The organism is Streptomyces sp. MBT65, from assembly GCF_016612545.1.
Lineage (GTDB): Bacteria > Actinomycetota > Actinomycetes > Streptomycetales > Streptomycetaceae > Streptomyces.
Map to the genome: position 1 here is coordinate 1 of NZ_JAENRY010000083.1, position 22792 is coordinate 22792.

Annotated in this window: 23 protein-coding genes and 2 pseudogenes; 11 read left to right on the forward strand and 14 right to left on the reverse strand. The window is 69.6% G+C overall.

Annotation, left to right across the window (positions count from 1 at the left end):
- Positions 1-950 (reverse strand): annotated as a pseudogene (locus JHN63_RS20095) (glycosyltransferase family 39 protein); the annotation flags it as partial.
- Between the two features lie 128 nt (positions 951-1078).
- Here JHN63_RS20095 and JHN63_RS20100 point away from each other — a divergent pair.
- Complete coding sequence (locus tag JHN63_RS20100) at positions 1079-1759, forward strand: response regulator transcription factor (protein ID WP_200682486.1); 681 nt, start codon at positions 1079-1081, stop codon at positions 1757-1759.
- Entirely contained in the window at positions 1746-3230 is a 1485-nt protein-coding gene (locus tag JHN63_RS20105; protein WP_200682487.1) for a cell wall metabolism sensor histidine kinase WalK, read from the forward strand. Before JHN63_RS20100 ends, JHN63_RS20105 begins: the two co-directional genes overlap by 14 nt.
- Before the next feature lie 16 nt (positions 3231-3246).
- Here the strand turns inward: JHN63_RS20105 and JHN63_RS20110 are convergent, their stop codons facing one another.
- From JHN63_RS20110 to JHN63_RS20125, 4 genes are all read right to left on the reverse strand, one after another.
- On the reverse strand, positions 3247-4299 hold the full coding sequence (locus JHN63_RS20110; protein WP_200682488.1) for an aldose 1-epimerase: 1053 nt from the start codon (positions 4297-4299) through the stop codon (positions 3247-3249).
- An 86-nt stretch (positions 4300-4385) separates the two neighbouring features.
- The gene (locus JHN63_RS20115; RefSeq protein WP_200682489.1) at positions 4386-5174 is read right to left on the reverse strand and encodes an ATP-binding cassette domain-containing protein; all 789 of its coding nucleotides are present in this window, start codon (positions 5172-5174) and stop codon (positions 4386-4388) included.
- Positions 5171-6205 carry an ABC transporter permease gene (locus JHN63_RS20120; RefSeq protein ID WP_200682490.1) on the reverse strand — a complete coding sequence of 345 codons (1035 nt, stop codon included), beginning with the start codon at positions 6203-6205 and terminating at the stop codon, positions 5171-5173. Before JHN63_RS20120 ends, JHN63_RS20115 begins: the two co-directional genes overlap by 4 nt.
- 216 nt (positions 6206-6421) lie before the next feature.
- The gene (locus JHN63_RS20125; protein WP_200682491.1) at positions 6422-7540 is read right to left on the reverse strand and encodes a substrate-binding domain-containing protein; all 1119 of its coding nucleotides are present in this window, start codon (positions 7538-7540) and stop codon (positions 6422-6424) included.
- A gap of 148 nt (positions 7541-7688) precedes the next feature.
- Between JHN63_RS20125 and JHN63_RS20130 the strand changes: the two genes are divergently transcribed.
- Both JHN63_RS20130 and JHN63_RS20135 read left to right on the forward strand, forming a co-directional pair.
- Positions 7689-8747 carry a LacI family DNA-binding transcriptional regulator gene (locus tag JHN63_RS20130; RefSeq protein ID WP_200682492.1) on the forward strand — a complete coding sequence of 353 codons (1059 nt, stop codon included), beginning with the start codon at positions 7689-7691 and terminating at the stop codon, positions 8745-8747.
- Positions 8748-8890: 143 nt separating this feature from the next.
- The gene (locus tag JHN63_RS20135) at positions 8891-9709 is read left to right on the forward strand and encodes an SAM-dependent methyltransferase (RefSeq protein WP_200682493.1); all 819 of its coding nucleotides are present in this window, start codon (positions 8891-8893) and stop codon (positions 9707-9709) included.
- An 18-nt stretch (positions 9710-9727) separates the two neighbouring features.
- Here the strand turns inward: JHN63_RS20135 and JHN63_RS20140 are convergent, their stop codons facing one another.
- Positions 9728-10531: an alpha/beta fold hydrolase gene (locus tag JHN63_RS20140; protein ID WP_200682494.1), complete on the reverse strand. Its 804-nt coding sequence runs from the start codon at positions 10529-10531 to the stop codon at positions 9728-9730.
- Between the two features lie 232 nt (positions 10532-10763).
- Here JHN63_RS20140 and JHN63_RS20145 point away from each other — a divergent pair, with 232 nt between their 5' ends.
- Together JHN63_RS20145 and JHN63_RS20150 are read left to right on the forward strand one after the other, a co-directional pair.
- On the forward strand, positions 10764-10928 hold the full coding sequence (locus tag JHN63_RS20145) for a hypothetical protein (RefSeq protein ID WP_200682495.1): 165 nt from the start codon (positions 10764-10766) through the stop codon (positions 10926-10928).
- A gap of 92 nt (positions 10929-11020) precedes the next feature.
- Entirely contained in the window at positions 11021-12388 is a 1368-nt protein-coding gene (locus JHN63_RS20150) for a histidine-type phosphatase (RefSeq protein WP_200682496.1), read from the forward strand.
- Between the two features lie 29 nt (positions 12389-12417).
- Here JHN63_RS20150 and JHN63_RS20155 read toward each other — a convergent pair whose 3' ends face one another.
- The 4 genes from JHN63_RS20155 to JHN63_RS20170 all read right to left on the reverse strand — a co-directional run bounded on the left by JHN63_RS20155 (position 12418) and on the right by JHN63_RS20170 (position 16520).
- Positions 12418-13863, reverse strand: a complete 1446-nt coding sequence (locus JHN63_RS20155; RefSeq protein WP_200682497.1) for a HAMP domain-containing sensor histidine kinase — start codon at positions 13861-13863, stop codon at positions 12418-12420.
- Positions 13864-14634, reverse strand: coding sequence for a response regulator transcription factor (locus JHN63_RS20160; protein ID WP_200682498.1), 771 nt, complete (start codon positions 14632-14634; stop codon positions 13864-13866). It lies immediately after the preceding gene.
- Positions 14635-14835: 201 nt separating this feature from the next.
- Positions 14836-15432: an FMN reductase gene (locus tag JHN63_RS20165; RefSeq protein WP_200682499.1), complete on the reverse strand. Its 597-nt coding sequence runs from the start codon at positions 15430-15432 to the stop codon at positions 14836-14838.
- Positions 15429-16520, reverse strand: a complete 1092-nt coding sequence (locus tag JHN63_RS20170; RefSeq protein WP_200682500.1) for an LLM class flavin-dependent oxidoreductase — start codon at positions 16518-16520, stop codon at positions 15429-15431. The genes JHN63_RS20165 and JHN63_RS20170 overlap by 4 nt, the downstream gene beginning before the upstream one ends.
- A 149-nt stretch (positions 16521-16669) precedes the next feature.
- Here JHN63_RS20170 and JHN63_RS52825 point away from each other — a divergent pair.
- Positions 16670-16852 (forward strand): annotated as a pseudogene (locus JHN63_RS52825) (AraC family transcriptional regulator); the annotation flags it as partial.
- On the opposite strand, the gene JHN63_RS20175 reads toward JHN63_RS52825, so the two are convergent.
- The 3 genes from JHN63_RS20175 to JHN63_RS20185 all read right to left on the reverse strand — a co-directional run bounded on the left by JHN63_RS20175 (position 16819) and on the right by JHN63_RS20185 (position 19060).
- Positions 16819-17622, reverse strand: coding sequence for a phosphotransferase (locus JHN63_RS20175; RefSeq protein WP_200682501.1), 804 nt, complete (start codon positions 17620-17622; stop codon positions 16819-16821). The pseudogene JHN63_RS52825 and the gene JHN63_RS20175 overlap by 34 nt on opposite strands.
- 7 nt (positions 17623-17629) lie before the next feature.
- On the reverse strand, positions 17630-18550 hold the full coding sequence (locus tag JHN63_RS20180) for a radical SAM protein (RefSeq protein ID WP_200682502.1): 921 nt from the start codon (positions 18548-18550) through the stop codon (positions 17630-17632).
- A gap of 267 nt (positions 18551-18817) precedes the next feature.
- On the reverse strand, positions 18818-19060 hold the full coding sequence (locus JHN63_RS20185) for a hypothetical protein (RefSeq protein ID WP_200682503.1): 243 nt from the start codon (positions 19058-19060) through the stop codon (positions 18818-18820).
- Positions 19061-19167: 107 nt separating this feature from the next.
- Here JHN63_RS20185 and JHN63_RS20190 point away from each other — a divergent pair, with 107 nt between their 5' ends.
- Both JHN63_RS20190 and JHN63_RS20195 read left to right on the forward strand, forming a co-directional pair.
- Positions 19168-19911, forward strand: coding sequence for a helix-turn-helix domain-containing protein (locus JHN63_RS20190; protein ID WP_200682504.1), 744 nt, complete (start codon positions 19168-19170; stop codon positions 19909-19911).
- A gap of 2 nt (positions 19912-19913) precedes the next feature.
- A complete protein-coding gene (locus tag JHN63_RS20195; RefSeq protein WP_200682505.1) occupies positions 19914-20384 on the forward strand; it encodes an NUDIX domain-containing protein in 471 nt (156 codons plus the stop codon).
- A gap of 12 nt (positions 20385-20396) precedes the next feature.
- Here JHN63_RS20195 and JHN63_RS20200 read toward each other — a convergent pair whose 3' ends face one another.
- Positions 20397-21707 (reverse strand): transposase, encoded by a 1311-nt coding sequence (locus JHN63_RS20200; RefSeq protein WP_234477418.1) that lies wholly within the window; start codon positions 21705-21707, stop codon positions 20397-20399.
- Positions 21708-21773: 66 nt separating this feature from the next.
- On the opposite strand from JHN63_RS20200, the gene JHN63_RS20205 reads away from it, so the two are divergent.
- Together JHN63_RS20205 and JHN63_RS20210 are read left to right on the forward strand one after the other, a co-directional pair.
- Positions 21774-21932, forward strand: coding sequence for an Arc family DNA-binding protein (locus tag JHN63_RS20205; protein WP_200682506.1), 159 nt, complete (start codon positions 21774-21776; stop codon positions 21930-21932).
- A 31-nt stretch (positions 21933-21963) separates the two neighbouring features.
- The gene (locus JHN63_RS20210; protein WP_200682507.1) at positions 21964-22791 is read left to right on the forward strand and encodes a helix-turn-helix domain-containing protein; all 828 of its coding nucleotides are present in this window, start codon (positions 21964-21966) and stop codon (positions 22789-22791) included.
- The last annotated feature ends 1 nt before the right edge of the window (position 22792 follow it).

Sequence of the window (22792 nt, forward strand, 5' to 3'; positions counted from 1 at the left end):
CCCCTCGACCCCAGAGACCCCCGCGCCTCCAGAGGACCCACAGAACCCACAGGACCCCTCGCCTCCAAAGCACCCACAGGCCCCCTCCCCCTCAGGAGTGCCACGGCACACACCACGCCCACGACCGCCACCACCACGAAGTAATCGGGCCGCACCGGCCCCCCGATCCAGGACACCTGCGCCGATTGCCCCGCGCTGACGATCACCAGCGGCGACAGCCCGGCCACGACGACCGCGGCGGCCGTGCTCCACGCCCTCAGTACCCGTCGTGGAGCACGGGAGACGATCAGCGTGACGCCGTGTGCGACCAGGGCGAGGACCGCGAACTCGTGGAGCAGACAGGCCAGCAGCATGGTGGAGCCGTAGACCGCCCACCGCCGCCGCGACCGCCACCGACCGCGCTGCGGGACGCTGACCACCAGCGCGTAGGTGGCCCAGGTGACCAGGGCGCAGACCATGGCGTACGAGCGGCCTTCCTGCGCGTACTTCTGTACCTGGGGCAGGAGCGCGAACACCGGCCCGGCCAGCAGCCCGACCCGGGGTCCCGCCAGGCGTAGCGCCAGCAGCCCGACTCCGCTCGCCGCCGCGGACATCGCCAGCACGGACGGCAGCCGCAACGTCAGCAGCCCTCCGCCGAAGAGACCGAAGAGCTCGTGCATCACGGCGTAGTAGAGGGCGTGGACCAGATCGATGTGCTGGGCGGTGCGCCATATCTGCGAAAGATCGCGGTGCGCGACCTGAACGGTGACGGACTCGTCCCCCCACAGGGTGTTCTGCCTGCGGATGCCCCAGAGCCCCATGGCGAGGGTCAGCGACACGGGTGCGAGGACGACCACCGCTTCGGCCGGGCCCCGTGACTGCCGACGGGCGGGTGCGGGAGGGGAGACCGTCCCGGCCACGGCAGGGGCCACGGCGGGGGCCACAGCGGGGGCGCGTTCATCAACGGACATCGGTGACAGGGCCTTTCAGCAGCGGCGAAGAAACTCCGCCAGCGTGCCCGGACCCCGTTGACCGGCTGCTGACCCAACCTGACCGGCCGATCAGGAAGGCGGGCCGGCCCTGTGCGAGGCTGCACCGCATGCGCATCCTGGTGGTCGAAGACGAGGTGGACCTCGCCCACACCCTGCACACCGGTCTGACCGCCGAGGGCTACAGCGTCGACCTCGCCCACGACGGCCGGCAGGGGCTGTGGATGGCACGGACCGGTGAATACGCCCTGGTCGTACTGGACTTGATGCTGCCGGGGCTCAACGGCTACAAGGTCTGCGCCCAGTTGCGCCGGGAGGGCAACGCGACGCCGATCCTGGTCCTCACCGCCAAGGACGGGGAGTGGGACCAGGCGGAGGCCCTGGACACGGGGGCCGACGACTACCTGGCCAAGCCCTTCTCCTACGTGGTGCTCGTCGCACGGCTGCGGGCCCTGGTCAGACGGGCCGCCACGGTCGCCCCGCCGGTCCTCGCCGTGGGCGACCTCTCGTTGGACGTCGCCGGCCGGGTCTGCCGCCGGGCCGGGACCCGGGTGGAACTCACGCCCAGGGAGTTCGCCGTGCTGGAACTGCTGGCCCGCCGGGCGGGCCAGGCGGTCTCCAAAGGGGATCTGCTCTATCACGCGTGGCCCGACGAGGCCCTGGATCCCAACCTGGTGGAGGCACGCGTGAGCGCCCTGCGCAAGAAGGTGGACTCCGCGTTCGGCCGACGGTCCCTGGAGACCGTACGGGGTACCGGCTACCGGCTGGTGGACGACCGTGACCGCGACTGAGCCGCGACGCCGCCGGTGGCGGATCACGCCGCGTTCGGTACGCGCCCGCACGGCGCTGGCCGCCGCCTCGGCCGCCGCCGTCATCCTGGTCGCCATCGGCTGGTGGCTGCACCACGACGTCTACCGCCAGGGCACCCGGATCGCCGAAAGCCGAGCCGAGCAACAGGTCTGGGCTCTCGTCGACCAGCTGAACGGGGGTGTGCTCCCCGCTCAGAAAAGCATCGTCCTGCCGTACGAGGTCGTCGCGTCCGGCCGGCGCACCGCTGTCGCCTACGGCGGAGGCATGGACGCCCTCGATCCCGGCACCCGCCATGTGCTGCCCACACCGACGGAGGCCAGGGAGCCCGGAGTCCTGACGATCATTCCCCTCCGCATACCGGAGCGCGGCTCCCGCTCCAGGGACAGACTCGGCCTGGGCGGCGGGACCTTCACGGTCATGTTCGCCGATGTCGGCGTCGATCGACTCAGCAAGGACAAGGTCGCCGCTCTGGGCGTCACCTCGGACGCCTACCTGCGGGTCTATGTGGTGGTCCTCCCGAAAACGGCCGAGGAGATCGCCAGGACCACCGACCTCCTGCTGCTGCGGGCCGGGCTCGTCGGCCTCGTACTGATCGGCGCCGCCGTCTACTTCACCGTCCGCAGATCGCTGCGGCCGGTCGAGGCCATCCGCGTCCTCACCGCCTCGGTCACCGCGAACGATCCCCGCGAACGTGTCACGGTCCCCGCCACAGGACACGAGATCGCCGCCCTGGCCACCACCATCAACAGCACCCTCCAGCGCCTCGACGACGCCGCCGCCCAGCAACGCCGCTTCGTCGCGGACGCCGCCCACGAACTGCGCAGCCCCCTCACCACCCTGCTCGCCAGCCTGGAGGTCGCGCTCGCCTACCCGGAACGCACCGACTGGCCCGCCGCGGCCACCACCGCCGCACGGCAGACCCGCCGTCTCCAGGCCCTCGCCGAAGACCTGCTGCTCCTCGCCCGCCTCGACACCCGCACCCCCACGGCCGACCCCGACACCGTCGACCTGGCGGCCCTCGCCTCCCGGCTGACCGAGCAATACCCCCTCGCCGAACGGCCGTTGACCCTCACCTGCGACAGCTCCGACCCCGCCCCCGCACACGGAGACCCCGACGAATACGAACGGCTGCTGCGCAACCTCGTCGACAACGCCGCCCGCCACGCCGCGCACCGCGTCCAGATCACCGTCCGGAACGAAGACGACTGGGTCGTCCTCACGGTGCACGACGACGGACCGGGCGTGCCCGCCGAGGACGCCGAGCGCATCTTCGAACGCTTCGTCCGGCTCGACGACGCCCGCTCCCGCGACCACGGCGGCACCGGCCTGGGCCTCGCCATCGCCCGCGACCTGGCCCACCGTCACCGAGGCACCCTCACCCTCACCCCGCGGACCCTCGGAGCGTGCTTCCGGCTATGCCTTCCCCGAGCCCGCGCCACGGCCGGGAAGTGAACGCGACGAACACCGCTCAGCGCGTCGCCGGCAGATAGGTGACCCCGAAACGGAACTCCCGTCGTCGGCCGGGCTCCAGCGACAGGGCCGTTGCCTGTTCCGGACGGTTGTAGGCGTCGGTGGGTGCCTCTACGGGTTCCAGGGCGAGGGAGGCGCGCCGGTCGCGGGCGAGGGTGTCGCCGGTGAACACGTGCAGGTAGCCGCCGTGTTGCCACACCCGTAGCGCGTCGCCGGTCGCGGGGTCGCTCAGTACCGTCTCCGTCCTGCCGCCGGGGCCGGGCGCCAGGTCCGCGAAGCAGGCGTCGATGACGGCGTCGCCGAGCCTCCTGGGCGTACGGAAGTCCAGGTCGGGGCAGCGGTCCAGGGGCAGCAGGGCCTCCTTCCCGCGCAGGGGGATGAGGGAGTCGTCGGTGCGGATCAGGGTGTGGGCGGGGATGTGCAGGACGAGGTCGTCGACGGGGCGGGAGAGGGTGAAGTAGGGGTGCCAGCCCGATGCGTAGGGGGCAGTGGTCTCCCCCACGTTCGTCGCCCGGATCTCGATGGCGAGTTCGTGGCGGCCGATGGTGTACTCCACGTCGAGGTCCAGCGCGAACGGGTAACCGGGGTACCGCCCGGGCCGCATGCTCGTCGTGCGCAGCAGCAGCCGTGCCGAGTCGGGCGTCATGGTGGCCGCGACGAGCCGGAACGGTGCCTCGCGTGCGAAGCCGTGGTAGACCGTGCGGTCGCCGACGCGGCCGGGCAGCAGGTCGTGGTCGCGGCCGCCGTGGTGGTAGCGGCCGTCGGCGACACGGTTGGGGAACGGGGCGAGCAGGCCTGCCCGTACGCCGTCCTGGGACAGCAGTTCGGCCTCGTCGCGGTAGCCGTCGGTCAGTTCCGTACGGGGTCCGGCGACCCCGCGTTCGACCTGCCAGCTCAGCAGTGTCGCCCCGCGCAGGGCGAGGACGACGCGTACGGCACCGTCCGGCGCGGAGACGGTCACGGTGGGTTCGTCGCCGAGGCGGCCCTCGGCGACCCGGAACGTGTCGGCCGTAGCGCCACCGCCCCTGCCGGTCTCCCGGTGGCCTGTCACCCGGCTTCCCGAACCGACGCCTTCACCCCCGTCATGGCCTGTCACCCGGCTTCCGGGACGAGCCTCCTCACCCCCGCCACGACCCGTCACCCCGCTTCCGGAACGAGCTTCTTCGCGCCCGTCATGATGGCCACCGCGTCCTCCATCGAGTGGGACTGCGGGGTGATGACCCCGGCACAGCCGCCGAGGCGCTGGATGTGGATGCGGTCGGCGACGTCGAAGACGTTGGGCATGTTGTGGCTGATCAGGATGACGCCGAGGCCCTGGTCGCGCAGGTCGCGGACGAGCTTGAGGACCTGGCCGGTCTCGCGGACGCCCAGGGCGGCGGTGGGTTCGTCGAGGATGACGACCCGGCCGCCGAAGGCGCCCGCGCGGGCGACGGCCACGGACTGGCGCTGGCCGCCGGAGAGCGTCTCCACGGCCTGGTTGATGTTCTGTAGCGTGCTGATGCCCAGCCGCTTGATGTGGTCGGCCGCCTGACGCTTCATCTCGCCGGTGTCGAGCATGCGGAACACCGAGCCGAGCACCCCCTTGCGGCGGATCTCGCGGGCGAGGAACAAGTTGCTGGCGATGTCCAGCGCCGGGGCCACGGCGAGGGTCTGGTAGACCGTCTCGATGCCGGCCTCGCGGGCGTCCTGCGGGCGTTTGAAGTTCACCTCGGAGCCGTCGACCAGGATGCTGCCCTGGTCGGGGACGAGCGCCCCGGAGAGGCACTTGATCAGGGTGGACTTGCCGGCGCCGTTGTCGCCGATGACGGCGAGGACCTCGCCGGGGTAGAGCGTGAGGTCGACGTCGTTCAGGCCGACGACCCGGCCGAAGACCTTGACCAGGCCCTTGGCCTCGAGAACGGGGGCGGTGGGGGTGGCGGTCGTCATGACTTCACACTCCGGATCCACTGGTCGACGGAGACGGCCGCGATCACCAGCACGCCGACTGTGAGGACTTGGTAGTTGGGGTCGATCCCGGCCAGTGCCAGACCGTTGACGAAGACCTGGACGATGAGCGCGCCGATCAGCGAGCCGAGCACCACACCGCGTCCACCGAACAGACTGGTGCCGCCGATGACGACGGCGGTGATGGACTGGAGGTTGGCGTTGAGACCGCTGTTCGGGTCGCCGCCGCCGACCCGGCCGACCAGGATCCAGGCGCCCACGGCGATGGCGAAACCGCCGACCAGGTAGGCGCTCAGCAGCACCCGGTTGACGGAGATGCCGGCGAGGCGGGCGGCCTCGATGTCGTCGCCCACGGCGTACAGGTGGCGGCCCCAGGCGGTGTAGCGCAGCGCGTAGCCGACCACCGCGTACAGGGCGATCATGAGCAGGACGCCGGTGGTCAGGTTCAACTGCCCGATGGAGACCGTGTCCGCGCTCCACATGAGGATGTTGCCCGGGTCCAGCGAGACGGTCTGGCCCTTGGCGTAGATGAGCGTGATCGCGGTGAAGATGCTGAGGGTGCCGAGCGTGACGATGAACGGCGGCAGCTTGATCCTGGTCACCAGCAGCCCGTTGACGGCCTGCGCGGCGATCGCTACGGCCGCTCCCGCCAGCAGGGCGAGCACGCCCGGCACGCCGTTGTCCGCGACGAGCTTCGACATCAGCAGCGAGGACAGGACCATGACCGCGCCGATGGACAGGTCGATGCCGGCCGTGAGGATGATGACGGTCTGGCCGACGGCCAACGAGCCGATGACGGCGACCTGTTGGGCGACCAGCGACAGGTTCTGCAACGCGTAGAAGCGGTCGTTGACGAGGGAGAACACGATGGCGGCGAGCACCAGGACGATCGCCGGGCTGAGTGCCGGCTGACGGTGCAGCACCGCCTGGATGCGCTGGGCCGGCGTGGCGGGCCGGTTGAGGAAGTCCTCCGCCGGTGCCGGTGTCGCTTCACTGTCCACGTGGGTGGTCACAGGGGGTCCTTCCGGTTCTGTCCCTCGTGCGGGCCTTCGTAGGAGCTCAAGAAGTACGGGCTCAAGAAGTACGAGCTCATGAAGTACGGGCTCAAGAAGTACGGGCTCATGAGGTACGGGCTCACTGGCTGACGGGCTCGTGCGGTGCGGGTGGGCCGCCGGTGCCATGACGGCTACCGGCACCGGCGGCCCACCCCCGGCTGACCGGGTCAGCTGTCACTCGCCCCAGCAGGCGGACGCGGCCTGCGTCGGGGACTGGACCGTCAGACCCCCGAGGGCCTTGGCGGCGACCAGCGCGGTACCGGTGTCGTAGAACGACTTGCCGTTGGTGACGCTGGGCTTGCTGCCGCCGCGGGCCAGCTTCGCGATGGAGCTGACGCCGAGGGCCGCCATCTTGCCGGGGTACTGCACGGCGTCAGCGGCGAACTTGCCGCTGGTGACGTTCTTCAGACCCGAGCAGCTGCCGTCGATGGCGTAGATCGCGACGCTCTTCTCCTTGTTCGCCGCCTTCAGCGCGTTGTACGCGCCCTCGCCCGCCGGCTCGTTGATCGCGTAGACCACGTTGATGTCCGGGTTGGCCGACAGGCAGTTCTCCATCGCGGTGCGTCCGCCGTCGATGGCGCCCTGGGTGGGCTGGTGGCAGGCGACCGTGTACGTGCCGCCCTTGCCGGCCGTGTACTTCCCGGTCTTGGCCTCCTTGCCGTTCTCGGTCTTGCTGCCCGGGTCGATGCCCATGCCCTCCAGGAAGCCGTGGTCGCGGTCGATGTCCACCGAGACGACCTGGTTGTTGAACAGGTCGAGCATGGCGATGACGGCCGGCTTGCCGTCCAGGGCGGCCGCGGCGTACTGGCCGTCGAGCTTGCCCGCCTGCTCGTTGTCGGTGGCGTAGGTGATGTCCGCGACGTTCGCCGGGTTCGGCGCGGTGTCCAGGGCGATCACGAAGAGGCCGGCCTGCTTGGCGCGCTTCAGCGCGGTGTTCACCGCGTCGCCGTTGGTGGTGATCAGGATGCCCTTGTCGCCGCGCGAGACGGCGTTGTCGATGGCGGTGATCTGGGTCTGGGTGTCGCCGTCCGACGTGCCCGCCGCCACCGTGAGGCTCACCTTGTCCTTGGCGGCCTGCGTCTTGGCGTCCTTCTCCATGCTCACGAAGTACGGGTTGCTCAGCGTCTTCAGGATCAGCGAGACACCCACCTTCCCGCTGCCGGACGAGGAGGAGCCCGAGTCGGAGGAGCCGCAGGCGGCGAGGCCGGCGCCGAGGCAGAGGGTGACGCCGATGGCTGCCGCCCTGGTGCGCCGACTGCGGAGGCCCGACGCCTGGCTGGAGGAGAGGTTCATGACGTGATCCCTTTCGAGCCGTCCCTTGGTCGACGCTGAGACAACGTTGACTCGACGGGATAGTGGGCCCGTATGGACGAGTGCGTCAAGTCACTGGTAAACATGCGTCGGCAACAACTCGGTAACGCGTAATCAGTTGGAGACAACGATGACCCAGGGCGAGCCGCCGTCACCGTCCCCCCGCAGCCGCCCCACCATGCGCGAGGTGGCGGCACTGGCGGGCGTCGCCATCAAGACGGTCTCCCGCGTGGTCAACGAGGTGCCCACCGTCGATCCGGCCATCGTCGCCCGGGTGCGCGAGGCGGCCGACAAACTGGGCTACCGGCCCAACCTGACCGCCAGCAGCCTGCGCCGCGGGGACGGCCGGACGGCCACGATCGGGATGCTCGTCGAGGACGCGGCGAACCCCTTCTCGGCGGCCCTGACCCGCACCGTCGAGAACGTGGCACGGGCGCGCGGAGTGCTCGTACTGGTCGGAAGCCTGGACGAGGACCCGGCCCGGGAGCGGGAGTTGGCCCGCGCTCTCATCGACCGGCGGGTCGACGGCCTGGTGATCGTGCCGGCCGGCCGTGACCACAGCTATCTGATCAGCGAGCAGCGGACGGGCACCCGCATGGTCTTCGTCGACCGCGAGCCCAGTCTGCTCGACGCGGACACCGTCGTCTCCGACAACCGGCAGGGCGCCCTCACCGCCGTCAACCACCTGCTGAAGTCCGGCCACCGCCGTATCGCCTACCTCGGCGACCGCGCGACCATCTCCACCGCCGCCCAGCGCTTCGACGGCTACCGGCACGCGCTGGAGGTCGGGCACATCGAGTACGACGACGAGATCGTCCGGCACGCGGGGGCCAGCGAGGAATCCGCGATCACCGCGACCAAGCAGCTGCTGGCGCTGCCGAACCCGCCCACCGCGCTGTTCACCAGCCAGAACCTCGTCACCATAGGGGCCGTGCGAGCCCTGCGCGCACTCGGTCTGCAGGACACCGTCGCCCACGTGGGCTTCGACGACTTCCCCCTGGCCGACATCCTCAGCCCCGGGATCTCCGTCATCGCCCAGGACGTCGAGCAGTTGGGCAGGACGGCCGCCGAGATGCTCTTCCGCAGACTGGACGGCGACCGGTCACCCACCAGCGCCGTCACCATCCCGACCCGGCTGATCGAGCGGGGATCCGGCGAGATCGCGGCGGGAGGGCCCCGCCACGACTGAACCGCCCCGCACGAGGGGCAGGACCACGGGCGGCGCCGCCCCGAAGGCCGCCCGTCCCTCTTGTCCGGTGCGGCCCTGCGTTCGGCGTCGGGCATGTCAGGATGATGATCTGACAGCCACTCACCAAGACGGAGCCTGGCCCCATGACCTCTCCCAGCGGGGACGGCAGTGGCGCGCAGCCACTGATCATCGACACCAGCAAGCCCCACCCGGCCCGGATGTACGACTACTTCCTCGGCGGCAAGGACAACTACGAGGTCGACCGCGAGGCCGCCGAGCAGTTCATCAAGGCCGCGCCGGAGGTGCGGGAGGGGGTGCGCGCCAACCGGAGCTTCATGCACCGGGCCGTCCGCCATGTCGTCGAGGAGGGCGGGATACGGCAGATCCTCGACATCGGCACCGGACTGCCCACCGAGCCGAACGTGCACCAGATCGCGCACGCCGTCGCCCCGGACACCCGGATCGTGTACGTCGACAACGACCCGATCGTCAGCACCCACTCGATGGCTCTCATGGAGGACACCGACACCTCGGTCATCCTGGCCGACCTGCGCGATCCCCGGGCGATCCTCGACCACCCCGAGGTCCGCAAGGCCATCGACTTCGACCGGCCGGTGGCGGTGCTGCTGGTCGCCGTCGTGCACTTCCTGCCCGACGACGTGGATCCGTACGGCATCGTCGCCACCCTGCGCGACGCGCTGCCGACCGGTTCCTACCTCGTCCTGTCGCACGCCACCGGCGACATCCACGAGGACGGCCGCCATGACGCGGCGTCCGTCTACAACCGGGCCACCGCCAGCCTCAACCTCCGCACCCACGCCCAAGTCCTGGACTTCTTCGGCGACTTCACCCTCGTGGACCCGGGCCTGGTGCGTGTCACCCACTGGCGGCCCGAGGAGACTCCCGCCCCGGGCGCCGCGCCGATCGGCATCTACGGCGGGGTGGCCCGGAAGAACAACTGACGCCCCGAACCCGGCAGTTCAGCCCGCGGCCGGAACCGTCTCGCGCAGGAAGCCGGTCAGCAGGGCCGTGACCTCCTCGGGCCGCTCCAGGCCGGGGAGATGTCCGGCCCACGGCAGTTCGAGATGCCGGGCGTCGGCGAGCAACTCCGGGAGCCGAGCCGCGATCTGCCGGAAATCGGCCAGGTCGCGGCCACCCGACACCGCGAGACAAGGCGCCTCTACAGCCGCGAGATCGACCTCCACCTTGTTCCGCCCGGCCCCCTCGGGCGCGGCCAACTGCACCTCGAAGGCGCGCCGTTGCATCCCGCGCACCGCCTCCCGCGCCTCCTCGTCGGCGTCCGGCCCCAGCCAGGTGTCCACGTTCAGTTCTACGGCTCCCTCGACGTCGCCCGCCTCGATCAGCTCGTTCTCCCGCTCCCCGAACTCCCGCACCTCATCGGTGGGTTGGTGCCCCGGCAGGCCGGCGCACAGCAGCACCATGGCGGCGACCCGCTCCGGACGCCGCGCCGCGATCTCCACGGCGACCTCTCCCCCGTACGAGGAGCCGATCAGCACCGCCCGCTCGACACCGAGGCCGTCCAGCAGGTCCAGTACGTCCTCGGCGTCGTTGTGCCGCCGGTCCGGCAGGGGTGACTGACCGAACCCGCGGAAGTCACAACGCACCACCCGATAACCGGAGTCGACCAGGTCCGGCCACTGCGGATCCCACATCCTGCGGTCGCACACGGCGGAGTGCAGCAGTACCAGCGCGGGGCGGTCACCGGCCGCGTCGGAGCCGGAGTCGTCAACGGCGTCATGGGCGTAGTCGTAAGCGAGAGTCATGCGGCAGACCCTAGGCGGCGGGTGATCCGAACACCCTTGAATTTCGGCGCGGGTGGCAGGCCGTCGTACGGTACGGCGGCTCCGTGGCACCGGGCCGCCCGATGGTGGAGCAGGCTCCACCCCCGACCGGGCAGCTCACCCCCTCGTGACGGCAGCCCGCTCGCGGGATCGTTGATCTCACAAGGCCAAGGCCCCAAGGCCAACGCCAACGACTCGCCGGAAGGGAACCGACATGCCGCACACCGCCACCACCTCCCCCACGAAGGACGCCCGTACCGCCCAGCCGTCGGCCGGCGCCCCCGCCTCGCGAGGCCCCCGCTCCACACCCCGCGTCATGCCCCTCTGGCAGGCGATGGCCCACCTGTTCGCCCCGGCCGAGAGCGCGGTACGGCCGTAGGCCCGGTCCCACCCCCGGACACCCGCGAGTGGAGCCCCCGGAGTCACCCCCAGTGCACCCGGCGTTCACGTTCCCCGCGAAACATGCAGCTCATGAGACGTGTCACCCCCGCCGTGATCCTCGGCGTGGCCGCGCTGACGGCCACCCCGTTCGCCGCCCAGGCCGCCCCCGGCAGCGGCAACGCCCACACCGCCAGCTACGGCACGAAGGCCGTGTACGAGCCGGAGCAGAACTCCCGCTCGTACCAGAAGGCCCCGGCCGGCTTCACCCCCGTCTTCACCGAGAACGTGTCCCGGCACGGATCCCGTTCCGCGACCGACAGCTCGGACGGCGATCTGATCCTCGCGCTCTGGAACAAGGCCGAGGCCGAGGGCCAACTCACCGCGAAGGGGCGCGAGTTCGGGCCGAAGGCGCAGGCCCTCGAAGCCGCCATGAGCACCGTCGGGTACGGCAACCTCAGCGCGCGCGGCAAGGCGGAGATCCAGGCCACCGCCACCCGGATGGAGAAGCGGCTGCCGAGCCTCTTCGCGACGATCGCGAAGGACAAGGAGCCCATCGACGTCGTCAGTTCGGGTCAGGGCCGGGCCGTCGACAGCGCCAACCTCTACGGCGCCGCCATCGCGCAGACCGACCCCGATCTGACCTCCCTCATCGGCGCGACCCGTACCGACAAGGACCTCCTCTACTTCCACAAGGCCGCCGGTGGCGCCGCCTACCGCGACTACATCGCCAACGACCAGCGCCTCGCCACCACCCTGACCTCCATCACGGACCAGCCGAAGACCCACCGCGCCGCCCGTGACGTACTGAAGAAGCTCTTCAAGCCGGCGTTCGTGGACCGGATCACGGCGGGCGAGTTCGCGTCGATCGGCACGGACGTCGAGGCCGCCACCGCCGTCTACAACCTGTACGCCATCGCCCCCGCGATGAGCGGGGAGAGCCCGGGCGGCAAGGGCTGGGGCATGGACCGGTACATCTCGGCGGCCGACGCCGACTGGTTCGGGTACGTCTCCGACGCCGAGGACTTCTACGAGAAGGGGCCGGGCTTCGCGGACAGCGACATCACGTACAAGATGGCCGACGTCCTGCTCGACGACTTCTTCAAGAAGGTCGAGGCCAAGCGCGACGGCACGAGCGACCTGGGCGCCGAACTCCGGTTCACCCACGCCGAGGAGATCATCCCGCTGGCCGCGCTGATGGGCCTGCCGGGCAGCACGAAGGGCGTCACGGTCAAGCAGCCGTACACCTACGCGAGCAACCCGTGGCGCGGCGCCGCCGTGGCCCCGCTCGGCTCGAACATCCAGTGGGACGTCTTCCGCAAGGGCAGCACCTACCTCGTCCGCATGCTCTACAACGAGAAGGAGACGGCGTTCAAGGCCGGCTGCCGTCCCGTCTCCAAGGGCAGCAAGTTCTACGACCTGAACGAGCTGGAGCGTTGCTTCGGGCGGACCAGCAACTGACGCACCGGACCCGCCGGGGCTGCCGTCGGTCAGCCCCGGCCGCGCACCCCGGCCCTCGGCTCCATCACACCTCCCACCGTGAAGCCGATCACCGACCCGCCGCCGTCCCGCCGTAGCGCGAACGGTGCTCCGCCGTGTGCCAGGGCCACCTCGCGGACGATCGAGAGGCCGAGGCCCGAGCCGGGGAGCGAACGGGCGTCCGCCGCGCGGTAGAAGCGGTCGAAGATGCGGAAGAGGTCGGTCTCGGAGACACCGGGACCGCGGTCCAGGACCTCGACGCGGACCGTGCCCGGGCGCGCGGGACCGGAGACCGCGATCTCGATGGGGGTCTGGCCCGCGCGGTCGAACTTGGCCGCGTTCTCGACCAGGTTGGAGATCGCGCGCTGGAGCATGCCGGGGCGGCCGTCGGTCGTCGTGTCGCCGCTCGCGCGGACGGTGATGTCACGGCCGGTGCGCCGGCGGGCGAGGGCCGCCACGTCCTCGGCGATGTCGGCGAGGTCGACCTGCTGGGGCGGTTCGGTGTCGGACTGGCCGGCCGCCAGGTCCACCAACTCGTTGACCAGGTCGGTGAGTTCGCGGGCCTCCTGGGAGAGGTCCGCGACCAGTTCCTCGCGGGTGCCGGGCGGCAGTTCGTCCATGCGGCGGAGCAGCGAGATGTTCGTACGGAGGGAGGTCAGCGGGGTGCGGAGTTCGTGGCCCGCGTCCTGGATCAGGCGGCGCTGGTCCTCCTCCGACTGCGCGAGCCGGCCGAGCATCCGGTCGAAGGCGCGGCCCAGGCGGCCCACCTCGTCGTAGCCGGTGACGGGGACCTGGACGCCGAGGCGTCGGGTGCGGGCCACGTCCTCGGCGGCCGCGGTGAGGATGATGAGGCGACGCGTGATACGCCGGGCCAGCCACCAGCCGCACAGCCCGGCCAGCACCACCACCGCCGCCATCAGCACGAACGTCCGCTGTTGCAGGGCCCGCAGCAGGTCCTCCGTGTCGCTGAACTCCTGCGCGACCTGCACCGCGCCCCGCCCGGCGCCGAGCGAGACGGTCGCGATGCGGTACACGTCCTCGCCGACGGCGACGTCCTTGTGCTCCACCGTCTTCCCGGCCACCCGGTCGCCCGCGACCGCCCGGTCGTCGCCGGTGACGGGCAGCGCCGGGCTGCCGCTGTCGAGGACACCGCCGTCCCGCCCGAGCACCTGTACGTCCGTCCGGGCGGGCCGCACGATGTCGTGGCCGGGCGCGGAGGAGGAGAAGTCCTCGGTCGTCATCTGGTGCGTCCGCACCTCGTCCTGCAGATCCTGGACGACCTGGTCGAACACGGACTCCTGGTCGACGCGGACCAGCCGGGCCGCCGCGCCGTACGACAGCACGCCGACGAGGAGGGTGACGGCGGCGGTCACCGCCGCGAAGGACAGGACGAACGTGGTGCGGAGGGAAACCAGTCTGGGTCGCCTGGTGGCCACGAACCGCCGCAGGCGGCCCACTCAGTCCTCCCGCAGCACGTAACCCACGCCACGCACCGTGTGGATCAGCTGCGGCGCGCCGGGCTCGTCGAGCTTGCGGCGCAGGTAGCCGACGTAGACGGCGAGGTTCTTGGAGCCGGGGCCGAAGTCGTAGCCCCAGATGCGGTCGTAGATCGTGGAGTGGTCCAGGACGATGCCCGCGTTGCGCACGAGCAGTTCGAGGAGCTCGAACTCGGTGCGGGTCAGCTCCAGTTCGCGCTCCCCGCGCCAGACGCGGCGGGCCTGGAGGTCCATGCGGAGGCCGGCGGCGGTGATCTGCTTGTCGGAGGAGGAGGCGGTGGCCGGGGCGGCGAACGCGGGGGACGGGTGCGGGCCGTCCCGCAGTACGTCGCCGGACGTGCCGGGGACGCCGTTCGCGGGGACCGGGCTGGTGCGGCGGAGCAGGGCGCGCAGCCTCGCGAAGACCTCCTCGACGTCGAAGGGCTTCACCACGTAGTCGTCGGCGCCCGCGTCCAGGCCCGCGATGCGGTCGGCCGTCTCCACGAGGGCGGTGAGCATGAGGATCGGGGTGCGGTCGCCCTCGGCGCGCAGCACCCGGCAGACCTGGAGGCCGTCGATGCCGGGCATCATCACGTCGAGGAGCAGCACGTCCGGTGGGGTGCGGTGGGCCTGCGCGAGCGCCTCGACACCGTCGGCGACCGCGGTCACCTGGTAGCCCTCCAGGGTCAGGGCCCGCTCCAGGGCATGACGGATGGCACGGTCGTCTTCGGCGAGCAGCACAGTCTGGGGCACATCCCCCAGTGTGCCAAGGCCTCCGGCGGTTGACCGGTGGGGGCAGGTCTACGATCACCCTTTTTACCTGGCTCTCACCGTGGTGGACGCAACCTGGGTTTAGCTCCTACCGTCTTCTCACGGTCGGTGGGTGGGGTTGGAGCCGGCGTATCTGGGGGCTGCGCCCCCAGACCCCCCTTCGGCCCTGAAGGGGCCTCGTCCTCAAACGCCGGACGGGCTGATATTTAGCGCCGCCAGTTGGTCCGTGAACGGGACGACCGTCTGCTTGCTCGCCGGGCGCGTTGTCGACAGGCCCTGCATCAGGGCCGCCAGCTCGCCCGCCGCGCGGTCGATCCGGTCCGGCAGGCCCTCCGCGCCCCAGTCCTCGGAGGCGGCGTAGACCCCGGTCGGGACGACCACGGCGCGCAGGTAGGAGAAGAGCGGGCGCAGCGCGTGGTCCAGGACCAGCGAGTGCCGTGCGCTGCCGCCGGTCGCCGCGACGAGCACCGGCTTTCCGGCCAGCGCGTCCTTGTCCAGGACGTCGAAGAAGGACTTGAAGAGTCCGCTGTACGACGCCGAGAACACCGGCGTGACCACGATCAGCCCGTCCGCCTCCGTCACCGCGTCCAGCGCGGCGGCGAGGGAAGGGCCGGGGAAGCCGTTGGTGAAGTTGTGCGCTATCTCGACGGCGAGGTCGCGCAGCTCCACCACCTGGATGTCGACGGGGGCCTTCCGGTCCACCGCCGCCGCCAGGCGGTCGGCCAGCAGCCTCGTGGAGGAGGGCACGCTCAGGCCCGCCGAGACGACTACGAGCTTCATGCGACGGTCACCTTCTCTGCTGCGGCCGCCTTCAGCGACTCGTGGGTCGGTGCCTCCGGCACGTCCGCCGGGCGGTTCACCGCGAACTCCTTGCGCAGGACGGGTACGACCTCCTCGCCCAGCAGGTCGAGCTGCTCCAGGACCGTCTTCAGCGGCAGCCCGGCGTGGTCCAGCAGGAAGAGCTGGCGCTGGTAGTCACCGGCGTAGTCCCGGAACGCGAGGGTCTTCTCGATGACCTCCTGCGGGGAGCCGACGGTCAGCGGGGTCTGGTCGGTGAAGTCCTCCAGGGAGGGCCCGTGGCCGTAGACCGGGGCGTTGTCGAAGTACGGGCGGAACTCGCGCACCGCGTCCTGCGAGTTCTTCCGCATGAAGACCTGGCCGCCGAGGCCGACGATCGCCTGCTCCGCCGTGCCGTGGCCGTAGTGCGCGTACCGCTCCCGGTACAGCTCGACCATCTGCTTGGTGTGGTCGGCCGGCCAGAAAATATTGTTGTGAAAGAAGCCGTCGCCGTAGAAGGCGGCCTGCTCGGCGATCTCGGGCGAGCGGATCGAGCCGTGCCAGACGAACGGCGCTACGCCGTCCAGCGGGCGGGGCGTGGACGTGAAGCCCTGGAGCGGCGAGCGGAACTTGCCCTCCCAGTTCACTACGTCCTCGCGCCACAGCCGGCGCAGCAGGGCGTAGTTCTCGATGGCGAGGTTGATGCCCTGGCGGATGTCCTGCCCGAACCAGGGGTAGACCGGGCCGGTGTTGCCGCGGCCCATCATCAGGTCGACCCGGCCGTCGGCCAGGTGCTGGAGCATCGCGAAGTCCTCCGCGATCTTCACCGGGTCGTTGGTGGTGATGAGGGTGGTGGAGGTGGAGAGGATCAGCTTCTCGGTCCGCGCCGCGATGTAGCCGAGCATCGTCGTCGGGGACGAGGGCACGAAGGGCGGGTTGTGGTGCTCGCCGGTCGCGAAGACGTCGAGCCCGACCTCCTCGGCCTTCAGCGCGATGGCGACCATGGCCTTGATGCGCTCACGCTCGGTCGGCGTCCGTCCGGTGGTCGGGTCCGGTGTGACGTCGCCGACGCTGAAGATCCCGAACTGCATGGTCGTTCACCCTCCAGGTTGTTGATTATTCAACTATACCCTCCAACGGTGATCTCGGCACACATATTCCGCCCGCCCCCGGCAGCAACCCCGCAGCCCGTTTCCGCCCGTTTCCGCCCACTGTCAGTGCCTCGTCCTACGATCCCCAATTGGTCGCCCCACGCCGCGACACCCGAGGAATCGTCGACCCCGCGCAGCCCCTCGCCCGCGTGGACTTCCGCCGCCCCGACCCCGCCGAGCCGCTGCGCCCGTACGTCGAGCACTACTGGCTGATCGACTGGGACCTCCCTTGCGGCCACTACTCCGGAGTAAGCCCTCTGTATTCAGTCCACGCCAGACACGCGCCGACCATGGCCTTCAACCAGTCCACGTCGGGCTTCCGGTCGACAGAGGCCCGGTACATCCGCAGGTTGGCGGCAGCGAAGGCATCGATCGCCTGCGGAGCCGCCCCACGCCATGCGGGCAACCGCTCCGCCCACTTCTCGGCACTGCCCGGGGTGTGCCCAGCTGCAATGAGCTGCACGACCAGGAGGGCGGGATCGATGAACCCCGCGCCCCGCGTCGGCCACGCCCAATCGACAGCCCACACTCGCCTCTTCACCACGAGGAAGTTGCTCGGATTGATGTCCGTGTAGAGCAGCGAGTCACCTCGGAACAGTTCAGCCTTCGAGCTGTCCGAGGCGAACTTGTCCCACCGCGTCTCGGTCCAGTCCCGGGCGATCTGGGGGAGGTACAGCCGGCCGATCTCGCCGATCGCGTCGACCACCAGGGCAAGGTCAGTCGAGTCCGGCGCGAAATCGGCCGACCGACCGTCGACCAGTTCGAAGCCCAGGACCAACCAGTCTTCGGCTTCCACATCCCATAGCAGCGGCGGGGAGATGTGCCCGAGGTACCCGTTGATCCGCCTTTCCCTGATGAGGGACTCCCGCCGGCCACCCGGCCGATTGCGCATGACCTTGACGAAGAAGGGCCCCTTGGCGCAGTCGACCACGGCCGTCAGATCCGAGCTGAAGCCGCGCTCGGTCCGGCGGATCGCGGTCACGGAGCCCGTGTGCTCCTCGATCAGGGGGAGGATCGCGGATTCGGGGAGATCGGTGTCCATGGTCCGTTCAGTTCCTCGGGGTGCACTCACTTCCGGGTGTCCCCGGAGAGCACTCGTCGTCAGTGTCGGGAGCACAGGACCGGGCGTCGTCGTTGTCCGGCCCGCAGGGGCTGTCCGGGCCGCAACTGCGGGAGCCACCGAAGTTGCGCCCGGCTCGAATGGTCGCATTGGCCTGTGCGATCTCGGGGCCGCCGAGGATAGCGCCCAGGGGCGCATCCTGGACGTTTCCCACGCTCAGCCACGTGGAGAACACGCACGGGGACACCGAACCGTTCGGACCGATCGACGCGCGCCCGTCCCCGCATCGCCCGCAGAGTCCGTCCGTGCACGGCTCCTGCCCGTTCGCACCGCGCCCGAAGGGCCGGACGTGATCGACGCGAACGTTGCGAACGCCCAGGGCCAGGAGTTCCCGCTTCGTCTCCTCTCCGGTGTCAGACGGATGGGAGACGATCACAGACACTCGGATCGGGATGTTCTCCGTCACCGCCTTCACGATGTTCGCTCGGGTGCGGGCGTGGCTGTTCCGTCCGGTAACCGCGTTGTGCGCGTCCTCCTGGCCGTAGTACGACGTGGCCAGGCTGACGTTGTCCCGCCGGAGCAGGCTCCACCAACTCTCGCCCAGGTGGACCATGTTGCTGTACACCTCGACCGCCAGGCCAAGCTTCAGCGCGTACTCGATCAGGGTCGGCGCGTCGGGGTGCATGGCGACCTCACCCCCGGTGAACTGCACTCGGGAGACGCCGGCCGCCGCAGCTTCGTTGAGCACACGCATCCAATCCGCGGTGGTCATCGAGCCGTGCGTTCCGTCCGGGCCGGACTCGTTGTGGCAGTGGCCGCAGGCAAGTTGGCACTTTCGGGTGAGGTCCAGCCACACCAGGCCGGGGGTGTCCGTGGCCTTGGTGATCGGCGCCTCTGCGACGACAGTCATGCGCTTCCCTCTCGTTCGTCGTTTCCGATTCGAGGTGTTGCGTATTGCGCCCTGCTCCGGGCGGAGCATGCGCGGTCTGGCCGCCAAGAGCGGGAGTTCAACTGGCGGGCTACTGGCCCCAGGTAGGAGAAGGGCTTGGACCTTCATCCATCCGACACAGGCGGGACGGCCGGTCCACTGACGGATATCGAGGGCATGGCGATCACGAGGCCAAACGCCCCGCTGATCACGACGCTGAACAGCCCCAGCACCGGCCGATGGCACGCGTCACAGGCCATCCCTGCTGTTGGCGTTCTTGATGGCCAGGCGAGCGCTCAGTTCCTCTCGCGCGGTCGGCGCCACCACGTTGTTCGGCCGGGCGTCCCACTCGACGCCGCCACTGATGGGCCTTATTTGCACCCGGGCGCCGACCTCACCCATGACGACGCCGATACGCCCATTGGCCGTGTCCTTCGCCAGTTCACCGATGCCCGGTCTGGTCTGCTGGTTGCTCGCCATACGCACGAGCATCCTGCCGCTCATCAGGACGTCGGAACCTCCGACAAACCCCACTTCGGGACGTCCCGCGTCGGGTAGAACGTCCCTAGTGCCGTCCCCGAATGTTGGGAGAGATTGGGATGCCGAACGAGAGGCTACGTGCTGCCATGGCGGCCGGCGGCTGGACGTACAACGCCCTCGCAGACAAGGTCGAAGTCGATCAAAAGTCCGTCGAACGGTGGGTCAATTTGGGACGTACACCGCGCCGTGCTACGGCCATGTTGGCAGCGGAAACGCTAGGAGAAGACGTGCACGCTCTATGGCCCGCGCTCCGGCAGGCACGGCCTGCCCGCGCTGTCAGTCCGGAACTTGTGGCTCTCTACGACCAGCGGGCGGACATCCCCGTCTCCACCTTCGTGGACATGCTCACCCAGGCACACGAGCGCATCGACGTGTTGGTGTATGCCGCCGTTTTCTTGCACGAGGCGTACCCGCGGCTTAACGACCTGTTGCGAGAACGAGCTGCCGACGGGTGCGCGGTTCGTATCGCGATCGGTGATCCGGAGAGCGTGAACGTCCAACAGCGTGGCAAGGAAGAGAAGTTCGGCCACGGGATCGAGTCCCGGTGCCGACTTGCCCTCATGCACTATCGCCCACTTGCCGGCGTATCCGGCATCGAGGTGCGGACCCACGCGACCACGCTCTACAACTCGATCTATCGAGCAGATGACCAGGCGTTGGTCAATGCCCACGTCTGGGGAGTGAACGCCTACGGTGCTCCCGTGTGGCATCTTCGACGCAGCGGAGAGGGCGGCATGTTCGACACCTACGCCAGCAGCTTCGACGCGGTGTGGGAGACCGCCACGCCGATAACCGAAGGGTGATCATGGCACGGACTGAGTACTACGACGACCCGGCGGCACCAGAGCCGAACAGCTTGGTGGTCGCCGCGTCCGCCGTGGTTACCGACGACGAAGGGCGCGTGCTCCTTCAGCGCCGCCGGGACAACGATCTCTGGGCGCTCCCTGGTGGCGGCATGGAGATGACCGACTCACTCCCGGGAACGGCCGTCCGCGAGGTGAAGGAGGAAACGGGGCTGGACGTGGAGATCACCGGACTTGTAGGCACGTACACCGACCCCCGCCACATCATCACCTACTCGGACGGTGAGGTGCGCCGGCAGTTCAACATCTGCTTCACCGCCCGCGCAGTCGGCGGCCAACTCGCGATCTCGGACGAGTCCACGGAACTACGGTTCGTCCAGCCCGAGGAGATCGACCAACTCCCAATACACCACACACAGCGGCTCCGGATCCGCCACTTCCTGGAACACCGTGATCAGCCCTATCTCGGCTGACTTCGTAGAAGCTCAGAAGAGGACCTGGGCAAGCCAGGGTGGTTGCAAGCGTGAGTACGGAGGCAACCCAGCGAGTGCCGGTACTCCGGCCGTTGCAACAACGTCACCGTGTTGGCCAGAAGATGTTGTTTTGACATCCTCCCCCTCAGGAACGAAGAGGATTCCAGCCCTCACAGGCTGAGGTTCACGGGCACTCGACCGCTGTCTGCGCGGTGTTACCCCTTCGGCATGTCCTGCCGCGACGTTGGTTGCCGCATTCGTGTCGGCGTTGCAGGTGAATCCGCAGTGGGAACAGACGAACTCGGCTTGGCTCTTGCGTGAGTTCTTGTCGATCCATCCGCAGGCGCTGCACCGCAGGGACGTGTACGGGGCGGGCACATCCTCCACCCGCCCCGGGGCCTTGTGTTCGGTGCGCTGCCGCAGTAGACCCCAGCCTTGGGCAAGAATCGCCCGGTTCAGCCCGGCTTTCTGAGGCACGTTCCTGCCGGGGCTGTCGACCGTGCCCCTCGCTGACGCCGTCATGTTCTTGATGTCGAGTTTCTCGAATCGGATCACGTCGTACGTCCGGGCGAGCATCGTCGAGGTCTTTTCGCACCAGTCCTTGCGCCGGTTCACCTCGCGAGCCCTCAGTTTGGCCAGCTCGGCGTACTCAGCAGCCTTCTTCTCACTGCCTTTCGGGGCCCGCGCCGCGCGACGCTGGTGCTTTCGGATCTGAGCACGTTCCTTGACCGTGAGCTGCGGGCAGTTGAGAGCGCGGCCGTCCGACAAGGCGGCAGTGATCGTTACGCCCCGGTCGATCCCGATGACCTCGCCAGTACCAGGTGCGTCCAGAGGATCGGGAACAAGCGCGAACGCGACGTGCCACTGCCCCCTGCGATAGGTGACCCGGTAGGACTTCGCCTTCGGCAAGGGAGTCGTGAGCCGAAAACGAACCCAGCCGATCTTCGGGACCTTGACCCGCGCCCAGCGCCGATTGAGCTTCTCCACATCGCAGGTGTCAGTGACGCGAAAGCCCTCGTGCTGATGCTTTCTGCGCCAAGTCGGCTCACCGAATCCGGACCCGAACCGGGCACTCTTGGCCTTGGCGAAATCCTTCAGCGCCTGCTGCTGAACGTTGACCGATCCCAGGCGAAGCCAGTCGTTCTCACGGCGTGCCTCGGTGAGCTGACGGCACTGCTCGGCGAATCCCGGTGCCGGGCGCCGCCCAGGCCGCCAATGCGCATGCTGCTCCACGGCGAGATTCCATGCGTACCGAGCATGCGCACAGTGCTCCAGGAGTTGAAGCCCCTGCCCGCTCGTCGGGTACAGCCGAAACCGTGACATGACGTCAAAGTACCATCACATTGAGCCTAATTTGATGGGATTGCTGAACCTGGATACCGTGACGGCATGAAACAGATCACCCTCCGTCTGCCCGATGACCTCCATGCCTGGCTGAAAGACCTCGCCGAGCGGGAACACCGATCCCTCCACTCCCAGGTGCTGCACATGTTGGAGACCGGACGACCGGCGCGACATTCCGGCCCGGACGCGGAAGGCACCCGATAGGCCAAGCCGGATCCGCCCTTACGATCCCCACATGGCCGCCGCACGCCGTGACACCCGAGGAATCGTCGACCCCGCCGAACTCCTCACCCGTGTCCGCTTCCGCCGCCCCGAGCCCGCCCCGCCGCTGCGCCCGTACATCGAGCACTACTGGCTCATCGACTGGGACCTGACCGAGCCCTACGTCTCGCACGTCGTCCCGCACCCGGCCGTGCACATCGTGTTCCAGCGGCTCGCCGGCGAGGACGCCTTCGTCGAGGTCGCCGGCATCCCGCACGGGCTCTTCGCCCAGAAGCTGGAGGGGCGGGGGCGGGTCTGCGGGATCAAGTTCCGGCCCGGCGCCTTCCGTACCGTCGCCGTCGCCCCTGAGCGGCCCGTGTCGGAGTGGACGGGGCTGCGCGTGCGGCAGCCCGAGGTGTTCCCGGACACCGACCCCGCCGTCGTCCTCGACCCCGCCGACGAGAGCGTCCGCGTCGCCGCGCTCGACGCCTTCCTGCTGAGCCTCGACCCGCGCCCGGACCCGCAGGCCGAACTCGCGACCGCCCTCGTCGACCGCATCCGCACCGACCGCACGATCCGCCGCGTCACCGACTTCGCCCACGCCGAGGGCCTGTCCGTACGACTGCTCCAGCGCCTCTTCGCCGCCTACGTCGGCGTCGGCCCCAAGTGGGTCATCCTGCGCTACCGCATCCACGAGGCCCTGGAGCGGGCCGGCGCCGAGGAGCCCGTGGACTGGGCGGGCCTCGCCGCCGAGCTCGGCTATGCCGACCAGGCCCACCTGGTCCGGGACTTCACGGCGACGGTCGGGGTGACACCGACCGCGTACGCGCAGAGTGCGCAAGGTGCGGCGGGCGGGCGCTGAC

Excerpts from the sequence above, each read along its gene's own strand:
- JHN63_RS20150 (WP_200682496.1), top strand. The coding sequence starts at position 11,021 with ATGAGACGTGTCACCCCCGCCGTGATCCTCGGCGTGGCCGCGCTGACG.
- JHN63_RS20180 (WP_200682502.1), bottom strand. The coding sequence starts at position 18,550 with ATGACTGTCGTCGCAGAGGCGCCGATCACCAAGGCCACGGACACCCCC.
- JHN63_RS20195 (WP_200682505.1), top strand. The coding sequence starts at position 19,914 with ATGGCACGGACTGAGTACTACGACGACCCGGCGGCACCAGAGCCGAAC.
- JHN63_RS20115 (WP_200682489.1), bottom strand. The coding sequence starts at position 5,174 with ATGACGACCGCCACCCCCACCGCCCCCGTTCTCGAGGCCAAGGGCCTG.
- JHN63_RS20205 (WP_200682506.1), top strand. The coding sequence starts at position 21,774 with ATGAAACAGATCACCCTCCGTCTGCCCGATGACCTCCATGCCTGGCTG.
- JHN63_RS20200 (WP_234477418.1), bottom strand. The coding sequence starts at position 21,707 with ATGTCACGGTTTCGGCTGTACCCGACGAGCGGGCAGGGGCTTCAACTC.
- JHN63_RS20125 (WP_200682491.1), bottom strand. The coding sequence starts at position 7,540 with ATGAACCTCTCCTCCAGCCAGGCGTCGGGCCTCCGCAGTCGGCGCACC.
- JHN63_RS20140 (WP_200682494.1), bottom strand. The coding sequence starts at position 10,531 with ATGACTCTCGCTTACGACTACGCCCATGACGCCGTTGACGACTCCGGC.
- JHN63_RS20175 (WP_200682501.1), bottom strand. The coding sequence starts at position 17,622 with ATGGACACCGATCTCCCCGAATCCGCGATCCTCCCCCTGATCGAGGAG.
- JHN63_RS20145 (WP_200682495.1), top strand. The coding sequence starts at position 10,764 with ATGCCGCACACCGCCACCACCTCCCCCACGAAGGACGCCCGTACCGCC.
- JHN63_RS20165 (WP_200682499.1), bottom strand. The coding sequence starts at position 15,432 with ATGAAGCTCGTAGTCGTCTCGGCGGGCCTGAGCGTGCCCTCCTCCACG.
- JHN63_RS20170 (WP_200682500.1), bottom strand. The coding sequence starts at position 16,520 with ATGCAGTTCGGGATCTTCAGCGTCGGCGACGTCACACCGGACCCGACC.
- JHN63_RS20135 (WP_200682493.1), top strand. The coding sequence starts at position 8,891 with ATGACCTCTCCCAGCGGGGACGGCAGTGGCGCGCAGCCACTGATCATC.
- JHN63_RS20190 (WP_200682504.1), top strand. The coding sequence starts at position 19,168 with ATGCCGAACGAGAGGCTACGTGCTGCCATGGCGGCCGGCGGCTGGACG.
- JHN63_RS20210 (WP_200682507.1), top strand. The coding sequence starts at position 21,964 with ATGGCCGCCGCACGCCGTGACACCCGAGGAATCGTCGACCCCGCCGAA.
- JHN63_RS20130 (WP_200682492.1), top strand. The coding sequence starts at position 7,689 with ATGACCCAGGGCGAGCCGCCGTCACCGTCCCCCCGCAGCCGCCCCACC.
- JHN63_RS20100 (WP_200682486.1), top strand. The coding sequence starts at position 1,079 with ATGCGCATCCTGGTGGTCGAAGACGAGGTGGACCTCGCCCACACCCTG.
- JHN63_RS20185 (WP_200682503.1), bottom strand. The coding sequence starts at position 19,060 with ATGCTCGTGCGTATGGCGAGCAACCAGCAGACCAGACCGGGCATCGGT.